This is a genomic window from Streptomyces sp. NBC_01707, from assembly GCF_041438805.1.
GTDB lineage: Bacteria > Actinomycetota > Actinomycetes > Streptomycetales > Streptomycetaceae > Streptomyces.
The window spans coordinates 8,724,803-8,739,232 of record NZ_CP109190.1; the positions used below are offsets into that span (position 1 = coordinate 8,724,803).

The 14,430-nt window shown below is 70.2% G+C and carries 10 protein-coding genes and 1 pseudogene; 4 read left to right on the plus strand and 7 right to left on the minus strand.

The features are described from left to right. Positions 1-395: 395 nt before the first annotated feature. Complete coding sequence (locus OG963_RS39010; RefSeq protein WP_371799951.1) at positions 396-1,145, plus strand: lamin tail domain-containing protein; 750 nt, start codon at positions 396-398, stop codon at positions 1,143-1,145. A 324-nt stretch (positions 1,146-1,469) separates the two neighbouring features. Here OG963_RS39010 and OG963_RS39015 read toward each other — a convergent pair whose 3' ends face one another. Then, entirely contained in the window at positions 1,470-3,551 is a 2,082-nt protein-coding gene (locus OG963_RS39015; protein WP_319325600.1) for a SpoIIE family protein phosphatase, read from the minus strand. A gap of 284 nt (positions 3,552-3,835) precedes the next feature. Between OG963_RS39015 and OG963_RS39020 the strand changes: the two genes are divergently transcribed. Beyond that, complete coding sequence (locus tag OG963_RS39020; RefSeq protein ID WP_158715911.1) at positions 3,836-4,009, plus strand: hypothetical protein; 174 nt, start codon at positions 3,836-3,838, stop codon at positions 4,007-4,009. 459 nt (positions 4,010-4,468) lie between these two features. Here the strand turns inward: OG963_RS39020 and OG963_RS39025 are convergent, their stop codons facing one another. From OG963_RS39025 to OG963_RS39035, 3 genes are all read right to left on the minus strand, one after another. Beyond that, entirely contained in the window at positions 4,469-4,684 is a 216-nt protein-coding gene (locus OG963_RS39025; protein ID WP_030920591.1) for a hypothetical protein, read from the minus strand. Positions 4,685-4,959: 275 nt separating this feature from the next. Next, positions 4,960-5,481, minus strand: coding sequence for an ATP-binding protein (locus tag OG963_RS39030; protein WP_093929882.1), 522 nt, complete (start codon positions 5,479-5,481; stop codon positions 4,960-4,962). A 331-nt stretch (positions 5,482-5,812) separates the two neighbouring features. Further along, positions 5,813-5,992: a hypothetical protein gene (locus OG963_RS39035; protein WP_093929883.1), complete on the minus strand. Its 180-nt coding sequence runs from the start codon at positions 5,990-5,992 to the stop codon at positions 5,813-5,815. Positions 5,993-6,389: 397 nt separating this feature from the next. Between OG963_RS39035 and OG963_RS39040 the strand changes: the two genes are divergently transcribed. Further along, positions 6,390-9,746 carry a S8 family serine peptidase gene (locus OG963_RS39040; RefSeq protein WP_371799952.1) on the plus strand — a complete coding sequence of 1,119 codons (3,357 nt, stop codon included), beginning with the start codon at positions 6,390-6,392 and terminating at the stop codon, positions 9,744-9,746. A 158-nt stretch (positions 9,747-9,904) separates the two neighbouring features. On the opposite strand, the pseudogene OG963_RS39045 reads toward OG963_RS39040, so the two are convergent. Next, positions 9,905-11,231: pseudogene (locus tag OG963_RS39045) on the minus strand (DUF6777 domain-containing protein). 144 nt (positions 11,232-11,375) lie between these two features. Between OG963_RS39045 and OG963_RS39050 the strand changes: the two are divergent. Beyond that, positions 11,376-12,656, plus strand: a complete 1,281-nt coding sequence (locus tag OG963_RS39050; RefSeq protein WP_319739411.1) for a streptophobe family protein — start codon at positions 11,376-11,378, stop codon at positions 12,654-12,656. A 20-nt stretch (positions 12,657-12,676) separates the two neighbouring features. Here OG963_RS39050 and OG963_RS39055 read toward each other — a convergent pair whose 3' ends face one another. Further along, positions 12,677-13,726 carry a serine/threonine-protein kinase gene (locus tag OG963_RS39055; protein ID WP_371800351.1) on the minus strand — a complete coding sequence of 350 codons (1,050 nt, stop codon included), beginning with the start codon at positions 13,724-13,726 and terminating at the stop codon, positions 12,677-12,679. Continuing rightward, entirely contained in the window at positions 13,726-14,415 is a 690-nt protein-coding gene (locus OG963_RS39060; RefSeq protein ID WP_319325591.1) for a hypothetical protein, read from the minus strand. The genes OG963_RS39055 and OG963_RS39060 overlap by 1 nt, the downstream gene beginning before the upstream one ends. Positions 14,416-14,430 lie beyond the last annotated feature (15 nt).

Genomic DNA, 14,430 nt, shown 5'->3' on the forward strand with positions numbered 1-14,430 from the left:
ACGGCGCGCTGTGAACGGCTGGAAGTAGAACGCTGTTTCGTATTTCTGCCGGTAACTGAAAAATCGTTCGAGCTTGGCCGTGGGGTGGCTGTTACAGAACCCGGCGCCTGTTGCGCAGGGTGAGTCGTTGCGCACACCGAGTGGCGTGAGGGTGTGCGAGGCCAGGCGTGCCGATACCGAACGGGTGGATGCAGTGGTCAGCGATTGACGGATGGCCGGGGATCGGATGCGTGTCGAATGCAGGCGTGTGTGACAGAAATGTCTGCATTTCGTAACACGGATCGGGGCGTCTGACATAAATCGGGTGTTCGGGCCAAAGTGTGCGTTCTCGGCATCACGCCGGGATCGAACAACGCTCGGACCTTGCGGTCCGGGCCAGCATCTGAGAGGTCTTCATGTCCCGTTCCGCACGGCGGTTCACCGCTTCCGTTCTCGCGGCCGGCGCCCTGGTGGCGGCCGCAGCACTCCCGGCTGCCGCTGACGACCACGGCCATGACCGCGGTCGGTACACCTCGTATTCGCCCGTCGTCCTGGGGCAGATCCAGTACGACAGCCCCGGACGCGATGACGGCTCCAACCGCAGCCTCAACGACGAGTGGGTCACCGTCACCAACACCAGCCGGCAGACGGTCAACCTCCGCGGCTGGACGCTCAGTGACGAGAGCCGCCGCACCTACCGGTTCGACCTGCGTCTGGCCGGTCGCTCCTCGGTGCGGGTCCACACCGGCATCGGCCGTGACAACGGCTACGACGTCTATCAGGACCTCCGTCGGTACGTCTGGGACAACAGTGACACCGCGACCTTGCGTGACAGCCGCGGCTACACGGTCGACTCCAAGTCCTGGGGCCGCCATCACATCGGGTACGGCCTCGGAAGCATCCTCGGATACGGCCTCGGCCTCGGCCACGATCGCGACCGTGGACGTGACAACAGGCGTGACCACGGGCGTGACCACGGGCGTGACAACCCGCGCGATCACGGGCGTGACAACCCGCGTGACAACGGGCGTGACAACCCGCGCGATCACGGGCGTGACAACCCGCGCGACAACGGGCGTGACAACCCGCGCGATCACGGACGTGACAACCCGCGCGACAACGGACGTGACAACGGGCGCGACCACGATCGTGGCGGTCGTCGCTGACCCTCTGACGGCCGTTCCCTGACCCGGGAGCGGCCCCCGCCTCTCGCTCACGGCGCACCGCGGCCGATCCGGCCGCGGTGCGCCGCACGCGTCGTGCGCGGCCTACTCGTCGGCGGCCCGGCGCGCGACATGCTGGGCGTCGAGCGCGTCGACCGCCCCGCGGGCGTCCCAGATCGTCGTGCGGTCCACGCCGATGGAGCTCACGAGGCTGCCCCCCTGCGCCTCGCACCGGTGCGAGGCGGTCCAGCACCCGGTCGCGTGCCCTGCCCCACGTCGAGCCGACTGGATGCCCGTGACACCCACCCCGCGCCGGGACCGGCTTCGTCACCGGAGGCCGGGCACCTCCTGCTCGGTCCAGAGTGCCTTGCCGTGCCGGTCGTACCGGGTGCCCCAGTGAGTGGCGAGCTGGGAGACGATGAACAGTCCGCGCCCGCCCTCGTCGACCGTCCGGGCATGGCGCAGGTGCGGTGCCACCGGGCTGCTGTCGTGGACCTCGCACGTCAGCGACCGGTCCAGAATGAGCCGCAGCTGGAGGGGCGGGGTGCCGTACCGGACGGCGTTGGTCACCAGCTCGCTCACGATCAACTCGGTCGCCTGGACCGTCTCGTCGTCGAGGTTCCAGCCGTCGAGCCGGTCGCGCACCAGGGTACGGGCGACGGCGGGTGTCGTCCGCTCATGAACCAGCTCCCACGTGGCGACGCGCTCGGGCGGCACTCTGCCGGTACGGGCGAGGAGAAGGGCCGCGCCGTCAGGGAGACTGTCGGTCGGCTGGCTGTAGACGACGCCGTCGCACAGCCTCTGCAGATCGCGGTCGGGGCGCGCCAGCGCCCTCCGTACTCGCGCGGCGGACTCGTCGTCGGGCAGCAGTGCGCCGGTGGCGAACGCCAGGATGCTGCCCTCGTCGATCTCGAGGACGGCAGTGGCGAACGGGGCGCTGTCGGAGGCGAAGAGCGCCGGCCCCTCGGGTACGTCCACGGCGGGCGTGCTGCCGTCGGGTGCGATGACGATCGGCGCGGGATGTCCCGCGCGGGCGACCGTACAGGTGCGGGAGAACGGGTCGTAGACCGCGTAGACGCAGGACGCATTCAGTGACTCCCGGTGCAGCGTGTCGCCCGCCGGCAGCGCGGCGCGCTCGGCGGCCAGCCGGTCCGCCGTGTCGTTCAGCCGGGCCAGGACCTCGGCCGGCTCCAGATCCAGACCGGCCAGGGCCTGGATGACCGTACGCAACTGCCCCATGGCGATGGCTGTTTGGAGGCCGTGACCCGCGACATTGCCGACGACCAGCGCGGTGCGGGCGCCGGACAGGCCGATGGTGTCGAACCAGCATCCGATGTTGCGGCCGGGCAGCAGGACGTGCGCGGTGTCGACGGCGATCCTGGCACTGTCGCCCTGCGGCAGCAGTCGGCGCTGGACCGTCGACGCGATCACATGGTCGCGCTCGTACCGGCGCGCGTTGTCGATACTGAGCGCGACATGGACGGCCGCGGTCTGCGCGAGCGTGGTGTCGTTCGCGTCGTACGGCTCCGATCCAGGGCCCCGGTACAGGCTCACCAGCCCGAGGACCGCGCCGTGCAGAGTCAATGGGACCACCATCAGTGAATGGGCATCGAGCGCCCGCATCACCCGGGCGGTCTGCGGATCCGCGGCGAGCCACGGGGAGTCCGCGTCGAGTGCGACATGCCGGGGCTGCAGGTCCGACACCGCCAGGGCGAAGGGGGTGCCGGCAGGCAGCCGGCGCGTGTCACTGACGAGCCCGTCCCGGCCTTCGGCGTCCATGAGTCCGCGCAGCGCGGCCCGGCGCAGCGGGACCTCCGCCCCCAGCGGGGCCAGCGGAGGATCCGCGCCGCGCAGCACTTCGTCCACGACCTCGACCACGGCGAAGTCCGCGAACCCCGGCACGACGGCTTCGACCAGCCCCTGGCACGTGGTCGCCATATCGAGAGACCGGCCCACACTCCTGAGCAACCTCGCCCGGTATATCGCCCGGGTGCGTGCCTTCTCGCGCTCGGTGACATCGACGACGGCGGCGAGCAGGCCGAGGACCTGCCCCTGCTTGCCGTTCAGCCGGTAGACGGTGACCAGGAAGCTGCGGCTCGGACCGGGCGCTCCCTCTGCGCGACCGTGGACCAGCCGATCGTGCACCGGTACACCCGTGTCCAGCACGCGTTGCAGCAGCTCCGCGGTGGAGGAGTTCGGCCGGTCGAGATGGTACGCATCGGTGAAGTGCCGCCCGAGCACCTGCTCGGCGAGGTCGGAACCGGGTGGTGAGCTGATCCGAACCAGACGTAGCTGCGGATCGAGCACATGAAGGCCCACCACGGACTGGTCGAACAGTCTGTCGAGGAGCGCCGCGTCCAGACCGTCGTCCTTCGTGGACGCGGGGACCGGTGCACCTGCGTCCGACACGGTGTCACCCCCATCAGGCTCCGCCCACCCTGCGATTCGTCACGTATGCGATCAGCGTCCGGGCTCCCGGTTCGCCCCGCCACCGAGGAACGGCAGACGAGTGAATTCCGACCGTGACCATCTCCGATCCTCCCGCGGACGCCGTACCGGCCGGCTGCGCCCTCTGTCGGGCCCGCCGGCTCATCGAGTCGGCTGGCCACTGACGCCAGCGCTCTGATGCTGTACCTGATCAAGGCCATGACGCCCTCGTGACAGGGCGCTTGACGATCGGGATGATGGGGGACATGCCACCTGTGACGACTCACCTGACACCCAAGTCCGGAAAAGAGATCACCCTCGACGACCTCCGCGAACTCGTCCAGAAGACCAAGGACGTGAACGGCAAGAGCCTCATCGTCACCACCGTCAACAACCGGCAGGCCAAGATCGGCCGGATCGACATAGACATCGCCGACTGATAAGTACACGCACAGCAGGCAGGCTGCGGCGACCGATCCGCGTTCGGGCCCTGGACCTCGTGGTCCGGGGCCTTCGTCGTGGGTACGGCCCGGGCGATTCGGGGTACTCGGTGTTCCTTTCAGGGGAGGAGAGGAACGCCCCGACGTTTTTCAGTCACGCCTCTACCCCTTTGGCTGGTTCGGGTGCATTGTTGATCACGCGGGATCCCCGAAGCCCCCAGGCCAAGGCCCCGTTTCGGGTGCCGCCCGCAGTTGTGAGCTGGGTGGGCCCCGCCGCCCCTCCCGACCTCCCTGCGGGAGGGTCGGGGCATGCCCGGGCTCATGCCGGTTCGTAGCGAAGCGCCCGGCCGTCCCGCCATTCGATCCGATGCAGGTTGCAACGTCGCGCCGTCGCGCCCGGCCCGAGTTCACGCATACGGCCGCCGGATTCGGCGTCCGCGCAGTGGGTGGGCGCACCCGCTAGGAATATCCCCACCGGTATCGGCGCGGCCAGCCGCCGCGCCATTCGATCCAGTGCGCGTCCTCGAGGTAATGCTCGGCGTCGTAGAGACCCGCCCACCGGAGAAGTTCGATCAGGCCCCAGTCGTCGTAGACGAGACCGACGATCTCATCATTGATGGTGACCGCCCGGCCACCGGTATGGGAGAGGCCGTGGACGACTATCGGGGCACCCATGCGTCCAGGGTGCATCAGGTGGCCGCTCACAGCATCCTCAGGCCGCCGCCTGCCGAGCAGCGGCTGACCGGGCGGCCCCCCTTCTCGCCCCGCCGCTCGGTGGCCGCGTCGATGCGCTCTACCTCTTTGGCAGTCCAGGTCCGCAGGATGCGCAGGTGCGACAGGTCGGGCGACAGAGGATCAGATGCATGTTCGATTGCGGTGTGTGTCGGCTGCCGGCCATGTCCACGGTGCCGGGCTGGGCCGGGCCTCCGCCTTCGCGTGGCGGGCGGGCGTCAACTCTTGACGGCCTCCGCGATCTGCAGGGCGGCCTGGGCGGGCGTGAGGTGTGTGGTGTCGACGACCTCGGCCTCGCTGTGCAGCCACGTGCGGGCCGCCTCGGCGTAGGGCTCGAGGTATTTGAGGCGGAATGGGGAGGGGCCGAGAAGAGTGTCCCCCTCGATGCGCCCGCGGAGGGTGTCCTGGTCGGCGTGGAGGACGAAGTGCCGTACCGGAATGGCATGTTGGGCGAGGCCCGTGCTGATCTCGCGCCAGTACTGCTCGACCAGGACGGTCATGGGCATCACCAGAGTGCCGCCGGTGTATTCGAGTACGCGGCGGGCGGTCTCGACCACGAGCGGCCGCCACGGCGGCCAGTGCTGGAAGTTGTCCGTTCCGGGCAGTCCCGGCGTGATGTCCATGAGCGTCTCGCCGACCTTCTCGGCGTCGAACACCCGTGAATCCGGGATCAGTCGCTGCACGAGTGCACTGGTCGTCGTCTTGCCTGCGCCGTGGGTGCCGTTGAGCCATACGATCATGGAACCCGACGCTACCGCTGTGCGGGCCGCGACAACGGGCACAGCAGAAATCCGGTACGGCTTCGGCGCTTCTCAGGACGGTGCCGCCCGCTGAGTTCCGGTGTCACCTGTCTCGAACAGTGGCATGGCCTCCGGCCGGGGGCGGTCACGGCAGCCTGGAGCGTTTCTGCCGCCTTGCGTCACGGCGCCCAGCGCTCGTCCGGAGTGCGGCTCACTCGGGGCCTTCCCCTGCGCGGGCGGGGGTACGCGCCGGTTCGATCAGCTGGTCACCCGGTTTCGCCACGGCCGGATCGCAAACGGTGGCGCTGACGATCGGCCGGAGCCGTGGAGCTCACGCCGCCTCGACGACATCCGCCCGGACCGCGGTCGCCCATTCCACCAGCAGCCGCTCGTACTCCCGGCGGCCCTCCGGTGACAGCACGGCACCCGACCGCGCCCAGAGCGCGCGAATGTCCTCGTTCACCGCGTCGGGAGAGCGCACAGGCGTGGCAGGCGAAGGGCGTCGGGGCATACGAAAAGAGTACGGCGCGGGACCGACAACGGCCCCGGCCGAGTGCAGGCCAATTCGCCACGGAGCCCCTACGGTCGGCGCCGGCCGGTCCGGTACGAAGCCACCCGGCCCGGAGGGAATCGTCACCCAACGCCGCCCGCCTACGACCGACCGCCGGGCCCGAGCATCGTCACCGGCAGCGGGATGGCGGGACCGCTCCGGCCGGCCGCCATCAGTGCCACGGGTGCTTTTCCGCACCCATAGGTGTATTTCCGTCAACTCCGCACGCGTGTCGCAGAAATGTTCATGCGTTCGGGTGCCGCTCGGCCATAATGCGTCGACCGGGGGGTGCGGAGACTTGTGCGTGACCCCGCGGAACTGGCGGTTCCGAGGAACCACTTGATCTCCAGGGGGAGACTTGCACAGACATGTGAAGAGTGCGTGCGTATCCACCCTTGCCGCGGCAGCCGCCGTGGCGCTCGCGGCGGGCATGACCACCCCGGCCGTGGCGACAGTGGATCGCACGCACGCGAGGGCCACGGGCACACAGCTCGTGGCCCCGCACCACATCACACTCATCACCGGTGACCGCGTCTCCGTGGATGCCAAGGGCCGTGTCGTGATGTTCGAGCCCGCCAAGGGGCGCGAACACATACCGGTGGCCAAGCGCATACGCGACGGGCACACGCTCCTCGTTCCGAGCGACGCCCGGGGGCTGATCGCCGACGGCAAGCTCGACGAGCGGCTCTTCGACGTCACCGAGCTGAACAGCGCGGTGAACCGCAAGGCCCAGAAGGCGGGCCTGAAACTGATCGTCGGGTATCGGGGCGGGCAGGCCGCCGCGGCGAAGGCCGAGGTCCGGGAAGCGGGCGGTACGAAGGTCCGGCGGACCTTGAAATCGCTGAATGCCGACGCGCTGACCACCCCGAAGAGCGACGCCGAGGATATCTGGCAGGCGCTCACCAGCAAGCGCGCGGGCAGCGGCGAACGCGCCACGGCCTCCGGTGTCGACCGGGTCTGGCTGGACGGGGTGCGTCGGGCGAGCCTCGACAAGAGCGTGCCCCAGATCGGTGCGCCGGCCGCATGGCAGGCCGGTTACACCGGCAAGGGCGTCAAGATCGCTGTCCTGGACACCGGCGTGGACGCCACCCACCCCGACCTCCAGGGCCAGGTCCTCGCCGAGAAGAACTTCTCCACGTCGGCCGACGCGGTCGACCGCTTCGGGCACGGCACCCATGTGGCATCCATCGCGGCCGGCACGGGCGCCAAGTCGGACGGGAAGTTCAAGGGCGTAGCCCCGGATGCCAAGCTGCTGAACGGCAAGGTGCTCGACGACAGCGGCTACGGTGAGGACTCCGGCATCCTGGCCGGCATGGAGTGGGCGGCCGAGCAGGGCGCCGACATCGTCAACCTGAGCCTGGGCGGCCCCGACAGCCCTGAGATCGATCCGCTCGAAGCCGAAGTGAACAAGCTGTCGGCGGAGAAGGGCGTCCTGTTCGCCATCGCGGCGGGCAACGAGGGCGAGGGCGGGGCCGGCACGGTCGGCTCGCCGGGCAGCGCGGACGCCGCGCTGACCGTCGGCGCGGTCGACGACAACGACAAGTTGGCCGCGTTCTCCAGCCGCGGTCCGCGTATCGGCGACGGTGCGATCAAGCCCGATGTGACCGCACCCGGTGTGGACATCACGGCCGCAGCCGCACCCGGTTCCGTCATCGACCAGGAGGTCGGGCAGAACCCGCCCGGCTATCTGACGATCTCCGGTACGTCGATGGCGACCCCGCACGTGGCGGGCGCCGCGGCGCTGCTCAAGCAGGAGCACCCGGAGTGGAAGTACGCCGAGCTCAAGGGCGCGCTGACCGCGTCCACGAAGCCGGGCGCGTACACGCCGTTCGAGCAGGGCTCGGGCCGGATCGCCGTCGACCGGGCCATCGGCCAGAGTGTCGTTGCCGATCCGGTCTCGGTCGGCTTCGGAGTGCAGCAGTGGCCGCACACCGATGACACCCCGGTCGTCAAGAAGGTGACGTACCGTAACCTCGGTGCGACGGACGTCACCCTCGACCTGGCGGTGACGGCCACCGGCCCGACGGGCAAGCCCGCGCCCGCCGGCTTCTTCGCCCTCGGCGCGGACAAGGTCACCGTCCCCGCGGGCGGTACCGCCGAGGTACCGCTGACCGTCGACACCAAGCTCGGCGGCACGACGGACGGCAGCTACTCCGCCTATGTCGTCGGCAGCGGCGGCGGCCAGACCGTCCGCACCGCGGCCGCGGTCGAGCGCGAGGCCGAGTCGTACACCGTGACGCTCAAGCACCTCGACCGGCAGGGGAAGTCCGCCGCGCTCTACGACACGAGTCTCGTCGGTATCGGCGGGGACGTGGCGGACGTGTGGCTCGACCCGACGGGACCGACCGGAACGGTGAAGGTGCGTGTCCCCAGGGGGACCTACGCGGTCAACACCGGTATCTACGTGGACCGGGAGGACTTCGGCAAGGGTGCCGACTGGATCTTCCAGCCGAAGCTGAGCGTCACCAAGGACGTCACCGTGACGCTCGACGCCCGGAAGACGAAGCCGGTGGACATCACCGTGCCCGACACCGGCGCGAAGTCGCAGTTCGCTTCGGCCGACATCCAGCTCGAGACGGAGCAGAGCGGCTACGATTTCGGGTGGTGGCTGGACTCGTTCAAGGGGTTCCGCACCGCCCATCTGGGCGCGCAGGTGACCGACGGCTCGCTGTCCCAGTTCTGGTCCGGCATCTGGGCCAAGGGCTCATCGACCGGCTACGACGTCGTCTTCGGCGGACCGGTGAAGCAGGTCGCGACCGGGTACACCAAGAAGTTCACCACTGCTCAGATGGCCAAGGTGAAGATCGGGCTGGGCACCTCCGCCGCCGGGAAGACCGGTGGGATCGCTCCGTGGGGTTACGTGCCCGGGTCGTTCTCCAACATCTCCGTCCCGTCGGAGCAGAAGCTCCCCGCCACCCGCACGCTCTATCTCTCGACTGCGAACAAGGTGAAGTGGAGCTTCGACTTCGAGCAGTACGGCGGGGTCGACTCCGACGGCTTCCCGGTGGCCGACGCGTTCTACACGCTGGGTGCACCGCAGACCTTCGCGGCGGGCAAGAGTTACGGGAAGACCTTCAACACGGCTGTGTTCGGCCCGAGGATCGACAAGTCGTACGGTCTGTTCCGCGAGGGGAACGACCTCATCGGTGTGCTGCCGCTCTTCGCCGACGGCCAGACCCACTCCGGCTCGTCCGCCTACACCTCGGTGAAGACGTCGCTGTACCGCAACGGCACCAAGGTCGCCGAGAATACGGACGCGCTGGACGGGCAGAGCTTCTTCAAGGTCCCTTCCGGTGACGCCGAGTACCGGCTCACGACCTCCGTGAAGCGATCGGCGAAGGTGGCGTCGGTGTCCTCCCGGATCGACGCCAGCTGGACCTTCCGGTCGAAGAAGACCTCTTCGGCCGCACAGCTCCCGGCATCCACGGTGCGCTTCTCGCCCACGGTGACCCTGGACAGCAAGGTCACTGCCGGCAGGACCGCGTCCGTTCCGGTGAAGGTGCTGGGTGCTGCCGCCGGTACGAACCTCAAGTCGCTGACGGTGTACGTCAGTTACGACGCAGGCAAGACCTGGAAGAAGGTCACCGTCAAGTCGGGCAAGATCTCGGTGAAGAACCCGGCCAAGGGGAAGTCGATCTCCTTCAAGGCCAATTTCACGGACAAGAAGGGCAACAAGTCGTCCGTGTCGATCTACAACGCGTATTACGGGAAGTGACGGCGCTCAACCGCTGAACTCCGGGTGAGTGGCACGTGAACCCAAGCGGCCTGCCGGGACGGTCCTCCGTTCCGGCAGGCCGTTCGCGTGCGCGGAGGGCTCGGTGCCGCCGCGCCGGGCGCCCGGTACGGCACATCCCCACAAGTCACCGGCGCCGCTCAGGCGGACGGGTGACCGGCCGGGGACTTGGTCCCGGAGACCGAGGCCATCGCCGAGGACTCCGGTGACGCGGGCCCGGGAGGTGACGGCTCCGGGGCCGACCCGGACGCCGGCGACTCGATGACGGGCGGCGGGCCGGAAGGCTCCTCAGGGGAGGGCGGGGGCTGCGGGCCCGACGGCTCGGTGGACGGGGACGCGGTGGACGGGGACTCGGGGGTCGCAGATCCGGGGGACGGGGACCGGGGCGGGACGGACTCGGGGGACGGGGACTGCGACGTGTCCGAGGCCGGTGGACACGGCTCGGTGGACTTCCCCTCGGGGGCCGGTGGACAGGGCGACGGCGGGTGCTCGGCGGGCGGCTTCGTCTTCTTGTCGCTGCCGCCGGTGTCACCCGTGCCGCGGGTGAACCAGCCGCCGCTTCTCGGGTCGTACATGACGAACTTCTTCACCACGCGCGGTGCGGGCTCCACCACCACGACGTTCGAGGAACGGTACCCGGGCCATCGCTCACCCCTCACCTCCGGACTGCCCTTCGACGGGACCGGTTCGAGCAGTGGATTGCCGCACGCGCAGCGCACCCGCGGCACGCCGCGGTCGTCGACGAGCACGGCCGTACCGGCCTGAAGCACCGCCTGATAGCTGGTGGCGGAGCCGTCCCGGAACCCGTGGTTGGTGACCCGGGTGTCCAACCGCAACTGGACGGGGGTCAGCGTCCGCAGATAGGCGGGGACGTCGGACGGATCGATACCCAGTACCCCGGCGAAGGCGTCGTTCGTGTCCGGTGCGGCCGTCAGCGCCTTGATCTGCTTCTCCACGTCGCAGCTGGCGACCTTGCGGGTCCCGCCGTACAGACCTGGGGTCGAGCCGTCCACGCCCTGCGTGACCCCCGCCCCGGTCCTGGTCGGGGTGGGCGCCGTGGTCGGTGTCTCCGGGGCGCTGCTGCGTGACGTCGAGTCGGTGAACGGGTCCTGCCCGGCCGATCCCGCCGGCTGCAGGAAGATTTCGCCGCGCGCCGTCGAACCGCCGTCCCCGTCGGGGCGGATGAAAACGACAGCCATCACGGCCACGGCGATGATCACGGCGGCGATCGTCGCCACCTTGGGAACGGACCTCCACCACGGGCGGCCGGGGCCGCCCCCGGACCCGCTCGGGCCGCCGGGCCCCGAGGGCCCGCCCGTGCCGGAGTCACCGCTGCTCGGTGGCCCGCCGGAGGAGCCTGACGGAGTGCCGGGCGGTGGAGGCACGGACCCCGGTTGCGTGGGACCCGACAGGGGGGCCGGAAGGGGGGCCTGTCGGGCGGTCGGACGACGGCGGTTGGCTGCTCACGGCCTCTTCTTCCCCACGTAAGGATCAGGCCCCCTTTGTTCCCGTGTGTGCTCATTGTGTGCGCGGCAACGGCGCGCCTCGCAAGCTGACGCTGTCGGCCCCTCCCAAGGGGCGGTCCGTCCCGGGCCTGCCTAGCGTGGCAGCGTGAGCCAACAGGCATCCAGCGACCGCAGCCGTGCGCCGAGACCCGCGCACGGCTGGGGTCACGCCCTCCTGACGGTGCTCGCCGGGCTGGTGGTCATGGTCGTCGCGGCCGCCCTCGGGCTCTGGGCGGCGGGCGCGGCCGGCCTGCCCGACAGCGCCTTCCCGCGCGTCGTCGCGGCCGTCGTCGTGATGGCGGCAGGCGGATCCGTCGAGCTCTCGGGCAACGCCGGGGATCTCGCCAGTACCCATGCGGAGTTCTCGGTGCTTCCGCTGTCGGTGACCCTGGTCGGCGCCCTGGTGATCGCCGTGGGATTTCTGCGGCCGCTGCGCCACCGGGCCGTCGCGGGATCGCGCGAACTGGCCGGCTGGGCCGCCCGGGTGGCGGTGCTGTGGGCGCTGGTCCTCATCGGCCTTTCGGTCCTGGCCAGAGCGACCTTCGACATTCCCGTGCGCGACGAGACGGAGGCGGCCGTCGCGGATCTGCTGGGCGTCGCCCCGAAGGTCGGCTTCCGGACCGACATCCTCCTCACCCTCGTACTCGGCCTGATCTGGCTGGCCGGCATCCTCGTCCTGGCCCTGCTCGTATCGCGCGGTGCGCCGCTCCCGGGCCGCCTCGTGCGCTTCCAGGAGTCGGTGCGCCCGGCCGCGTATGCGATGGTCGTGCTGCTGCTGGCGTACGTCGTCGTGGGTCTGGTGGTCGCACTCGTCGTCCTGGCCGTCCGCGGGCACCCGGCCGACACGTTCGCCGTGATCCTCCTGGGGTTGCCGAACCTTGTCTGGCTCGCCTACACGCTGGGGCTGGGCGCGTCCTGGGAGGGGAAGGTGGACGGTCCCTTCGGGCTGCCGATGCCGCAGATGCTCGACTCCGTACTGCGTACGCCGGACATCTCCACGGTCGATGTCTCCACGCTCGCCGAACAGGACGGGCGGGCGTGGTGGCTGGTCGTCGCCGCCGCCGTGCTCACCGTGGCCGCCGCGTTCCTCATGGCGGTCCGCTCACCGGCCCGGATCCGGCCCTGGCAGCACGCCGTACACATGGCGGTGGCGCTCGTCCTCACCGTGCTGACCATCTGTCTCCTTGCGAGGGTCTCCGCGCACTACGGGGTGTCGCTGCTCGGTATCGGAGACCTCGGCCGCGGTCTCGGCGGAGAGCTGACGCTGCGTCCACGGTTGTGGTCCGCACTCGCTGTCGCCGCTCTCTGGGGCCTGGTCACCGGTTTCCTCGGTGGTCTGCTCGCCTCCAGGGTCGACCGGCGCGGCGAAGTGCCGGCGGACGGCTGAGACGGGCTCGGCCACAGCCTTCAGCGTACGAGCCCCGGGAACACGGGAAGGGCCCAGTGCGGCGGCGCGGGCGGTGGTCCGGGCCCGGTGGCCCATGCACCGATTCGTTGGTCCACCTGCGTCGGCGGACGGTCCTTCCGCACCGTGCTCCGCGCTGCCGAGCGCAGCGCGGCGACGAACTGCAGACAGGAGTCGTACCGGTCGTCAGGGCTCTTGGCCAGGGCCTTCACCAGCACGTCGTCGACGGCGGGCGGGAGGTCGGGGCGCCTGCCGGTCAGCGGCGGCGGCGGGTCGAACTGATGGGCCCACAACAGCGCCATGTCGTCGTCCCGCTGAAACGGCGGTGCGGCGGCCATCGTCTCGAACACCACACAGGCCAGGCTGTAGACGTCGCACCGGCCGTCCACCGGACGCCCGGAGATCTGCTCGGGCGCCACGTAGTCGAGCGTGCCGACGAACTGGCCCACCGAGGTGAACCCGGTCAGCGACAGCGACTTCTTCGTCAGCCCGAAGTCCGTGAGGTACACATGTTCCGGGTGGTCGCTGTCCGTGCCCGCAGCGACCAAGATGTTGCCGGGTTTGACGTCCCTGTGCACCAGGTCGTGGTCGTGTGCGGCGTCGAGCGCGGACGCCACCTGCGCGGCGATCCGGACCGCCGTCGCGATCTGCATCGGCCCCTGACGGTCGATGAGGGCGCGCAGGTCCTGGCCGGCGACATAACGCATCGCGATGTAGAGGATGCCCTCGGTCTCCCCGGCCTCGAAGACCGGCACGATATGCGGATGGTCGATCGCGGCGGCCACCCTCGACTCATGGGTGAACCGCTTCCTGAAGGTGTCGTTGCGGGCGAGTTCGGGGGCGAGCAGCTTGAGCGCGACCGTCCGGTCCAGCCGCAGATCCCTCGCGCGGTACACGACCGCCATGCCACCGCGGCCGATCTCGCTCTCCACCCGGTAATCCGCGATCTGCCTGCCGAGCAGGTCGGACGGTCGGCCCACGGGCAGCTCCGTGTCCCGACGCGGGTCGGGGGAGCGCGGAGGGCCCGGCGCGGGGGCGGGGTCGGGGGACATCATGCGTCACCCGTCCGGGTGGGCGGATGGGCGGTGTCCGGTCCGGGCCCGTCGACGGATCCCAGAAGCTGCGTCGGCTCGGCATCGGCGGTATCCGCAGGGTGGTATGCGGCCAGCCGCGCGGGGTCGACGATCTGCGTCGGCTCAGGCTCCGGTGCGTGCACGTCTTCGGTCCCGGGGTGCACAGGGGCATCGCTCGGGCGGCCCGGACCGGCCGAGGCCGCGTACGTACTCAGCTGCGTCCCGTCGCAGTACACCCAGCGCTCGTGCTCGGCGTCGTACAGCCACACCGCCTCGCCGTCGGCGACCATGCCCACCCGCAGCCCCTGGGTACGACAGCGGAAGGTCTCCCCGTCGATCCGGCCCTCGGCCAGCTCCTCCGCGGCGTCCCGGTACCGGGCCAGCGACTCCTGCACCTGTGCCATCAGCGGCCGGGGGTCCGCGGTGCGCGCGAGCGGCTGACCGGGCTCCGGCGGGCCGTGCGGTACGGAGACGAGCAGCCGGCCGTCCACCCATGCCGACCAGCCGTTCGCGCAAAGAATCCGCCCCCAGTCGCCGCGCCGGCCGACCAGCTGGACGGGGAGCAGCGGGTCGAGCGGCGCGGTAGGCCGGGACATGTCGGGTGCCTCCCATGTGGACATCCCGTCCGGGGGGACCACGTGTGTGGGGCGGAACTCCGGTGTCGCCATGGGCTCCCCGCCTCC

Excerpts from the sequence above, each read along its gene's own strand:
- OG963_RS39055 (WP_371800351.1), bottom strand. The coding sequence starts at position 13,726 with ATGTCCCCCGACCCCGCCCCCGCGCCGGGCCCTCCGCGCTCCCCCGAC.
- OG963_RS39025 (WP_030920591.1), bottom strand. The coding sequence starts at position 4,684 with ATGGGTGCCCCGATAGTCGTCCACGGCCTCTCCCATACCGGTGGCCGG.
- OG963_RS39060 (WP_319325591.1), bottom strand. The coding sequence starts at position 14,415 with ATGGCGACACCGGAGTTCCGCCCCACACACGTGGTCCCCCCGGACGGG.
- OG963_RS39035 (WP_093929883.1), bottom strand. The coding sequence starts at position 5,992 with ATGCCCCGACGCCCTTCGCCTGCCACGCCTGTGCGCTCTCCCGACGCG.
- OG963_RS39030 (WP_093929882.1), bottom strand. The coding sequence starts at position 5,481 with ATGATCGTATGGCTCAACGGCACCCACGGCGCAGGCAAGACGACGACC.
- OG963_RS39010 (WP_371799951.1), top strand. The coding sequence starts at position 396 with ATGTCCCGTTCCGCACGGCGGTTCACCGCTTCCGTTCTCGCGGCCGGC.
- OG963_RS39020 (WP_158715911.1), top strand. The coding sequence starts at position 3,836 with ATGCCACCTGTGACGACTCACCTGACACCCAAGTCCGGAAAAGAGATC.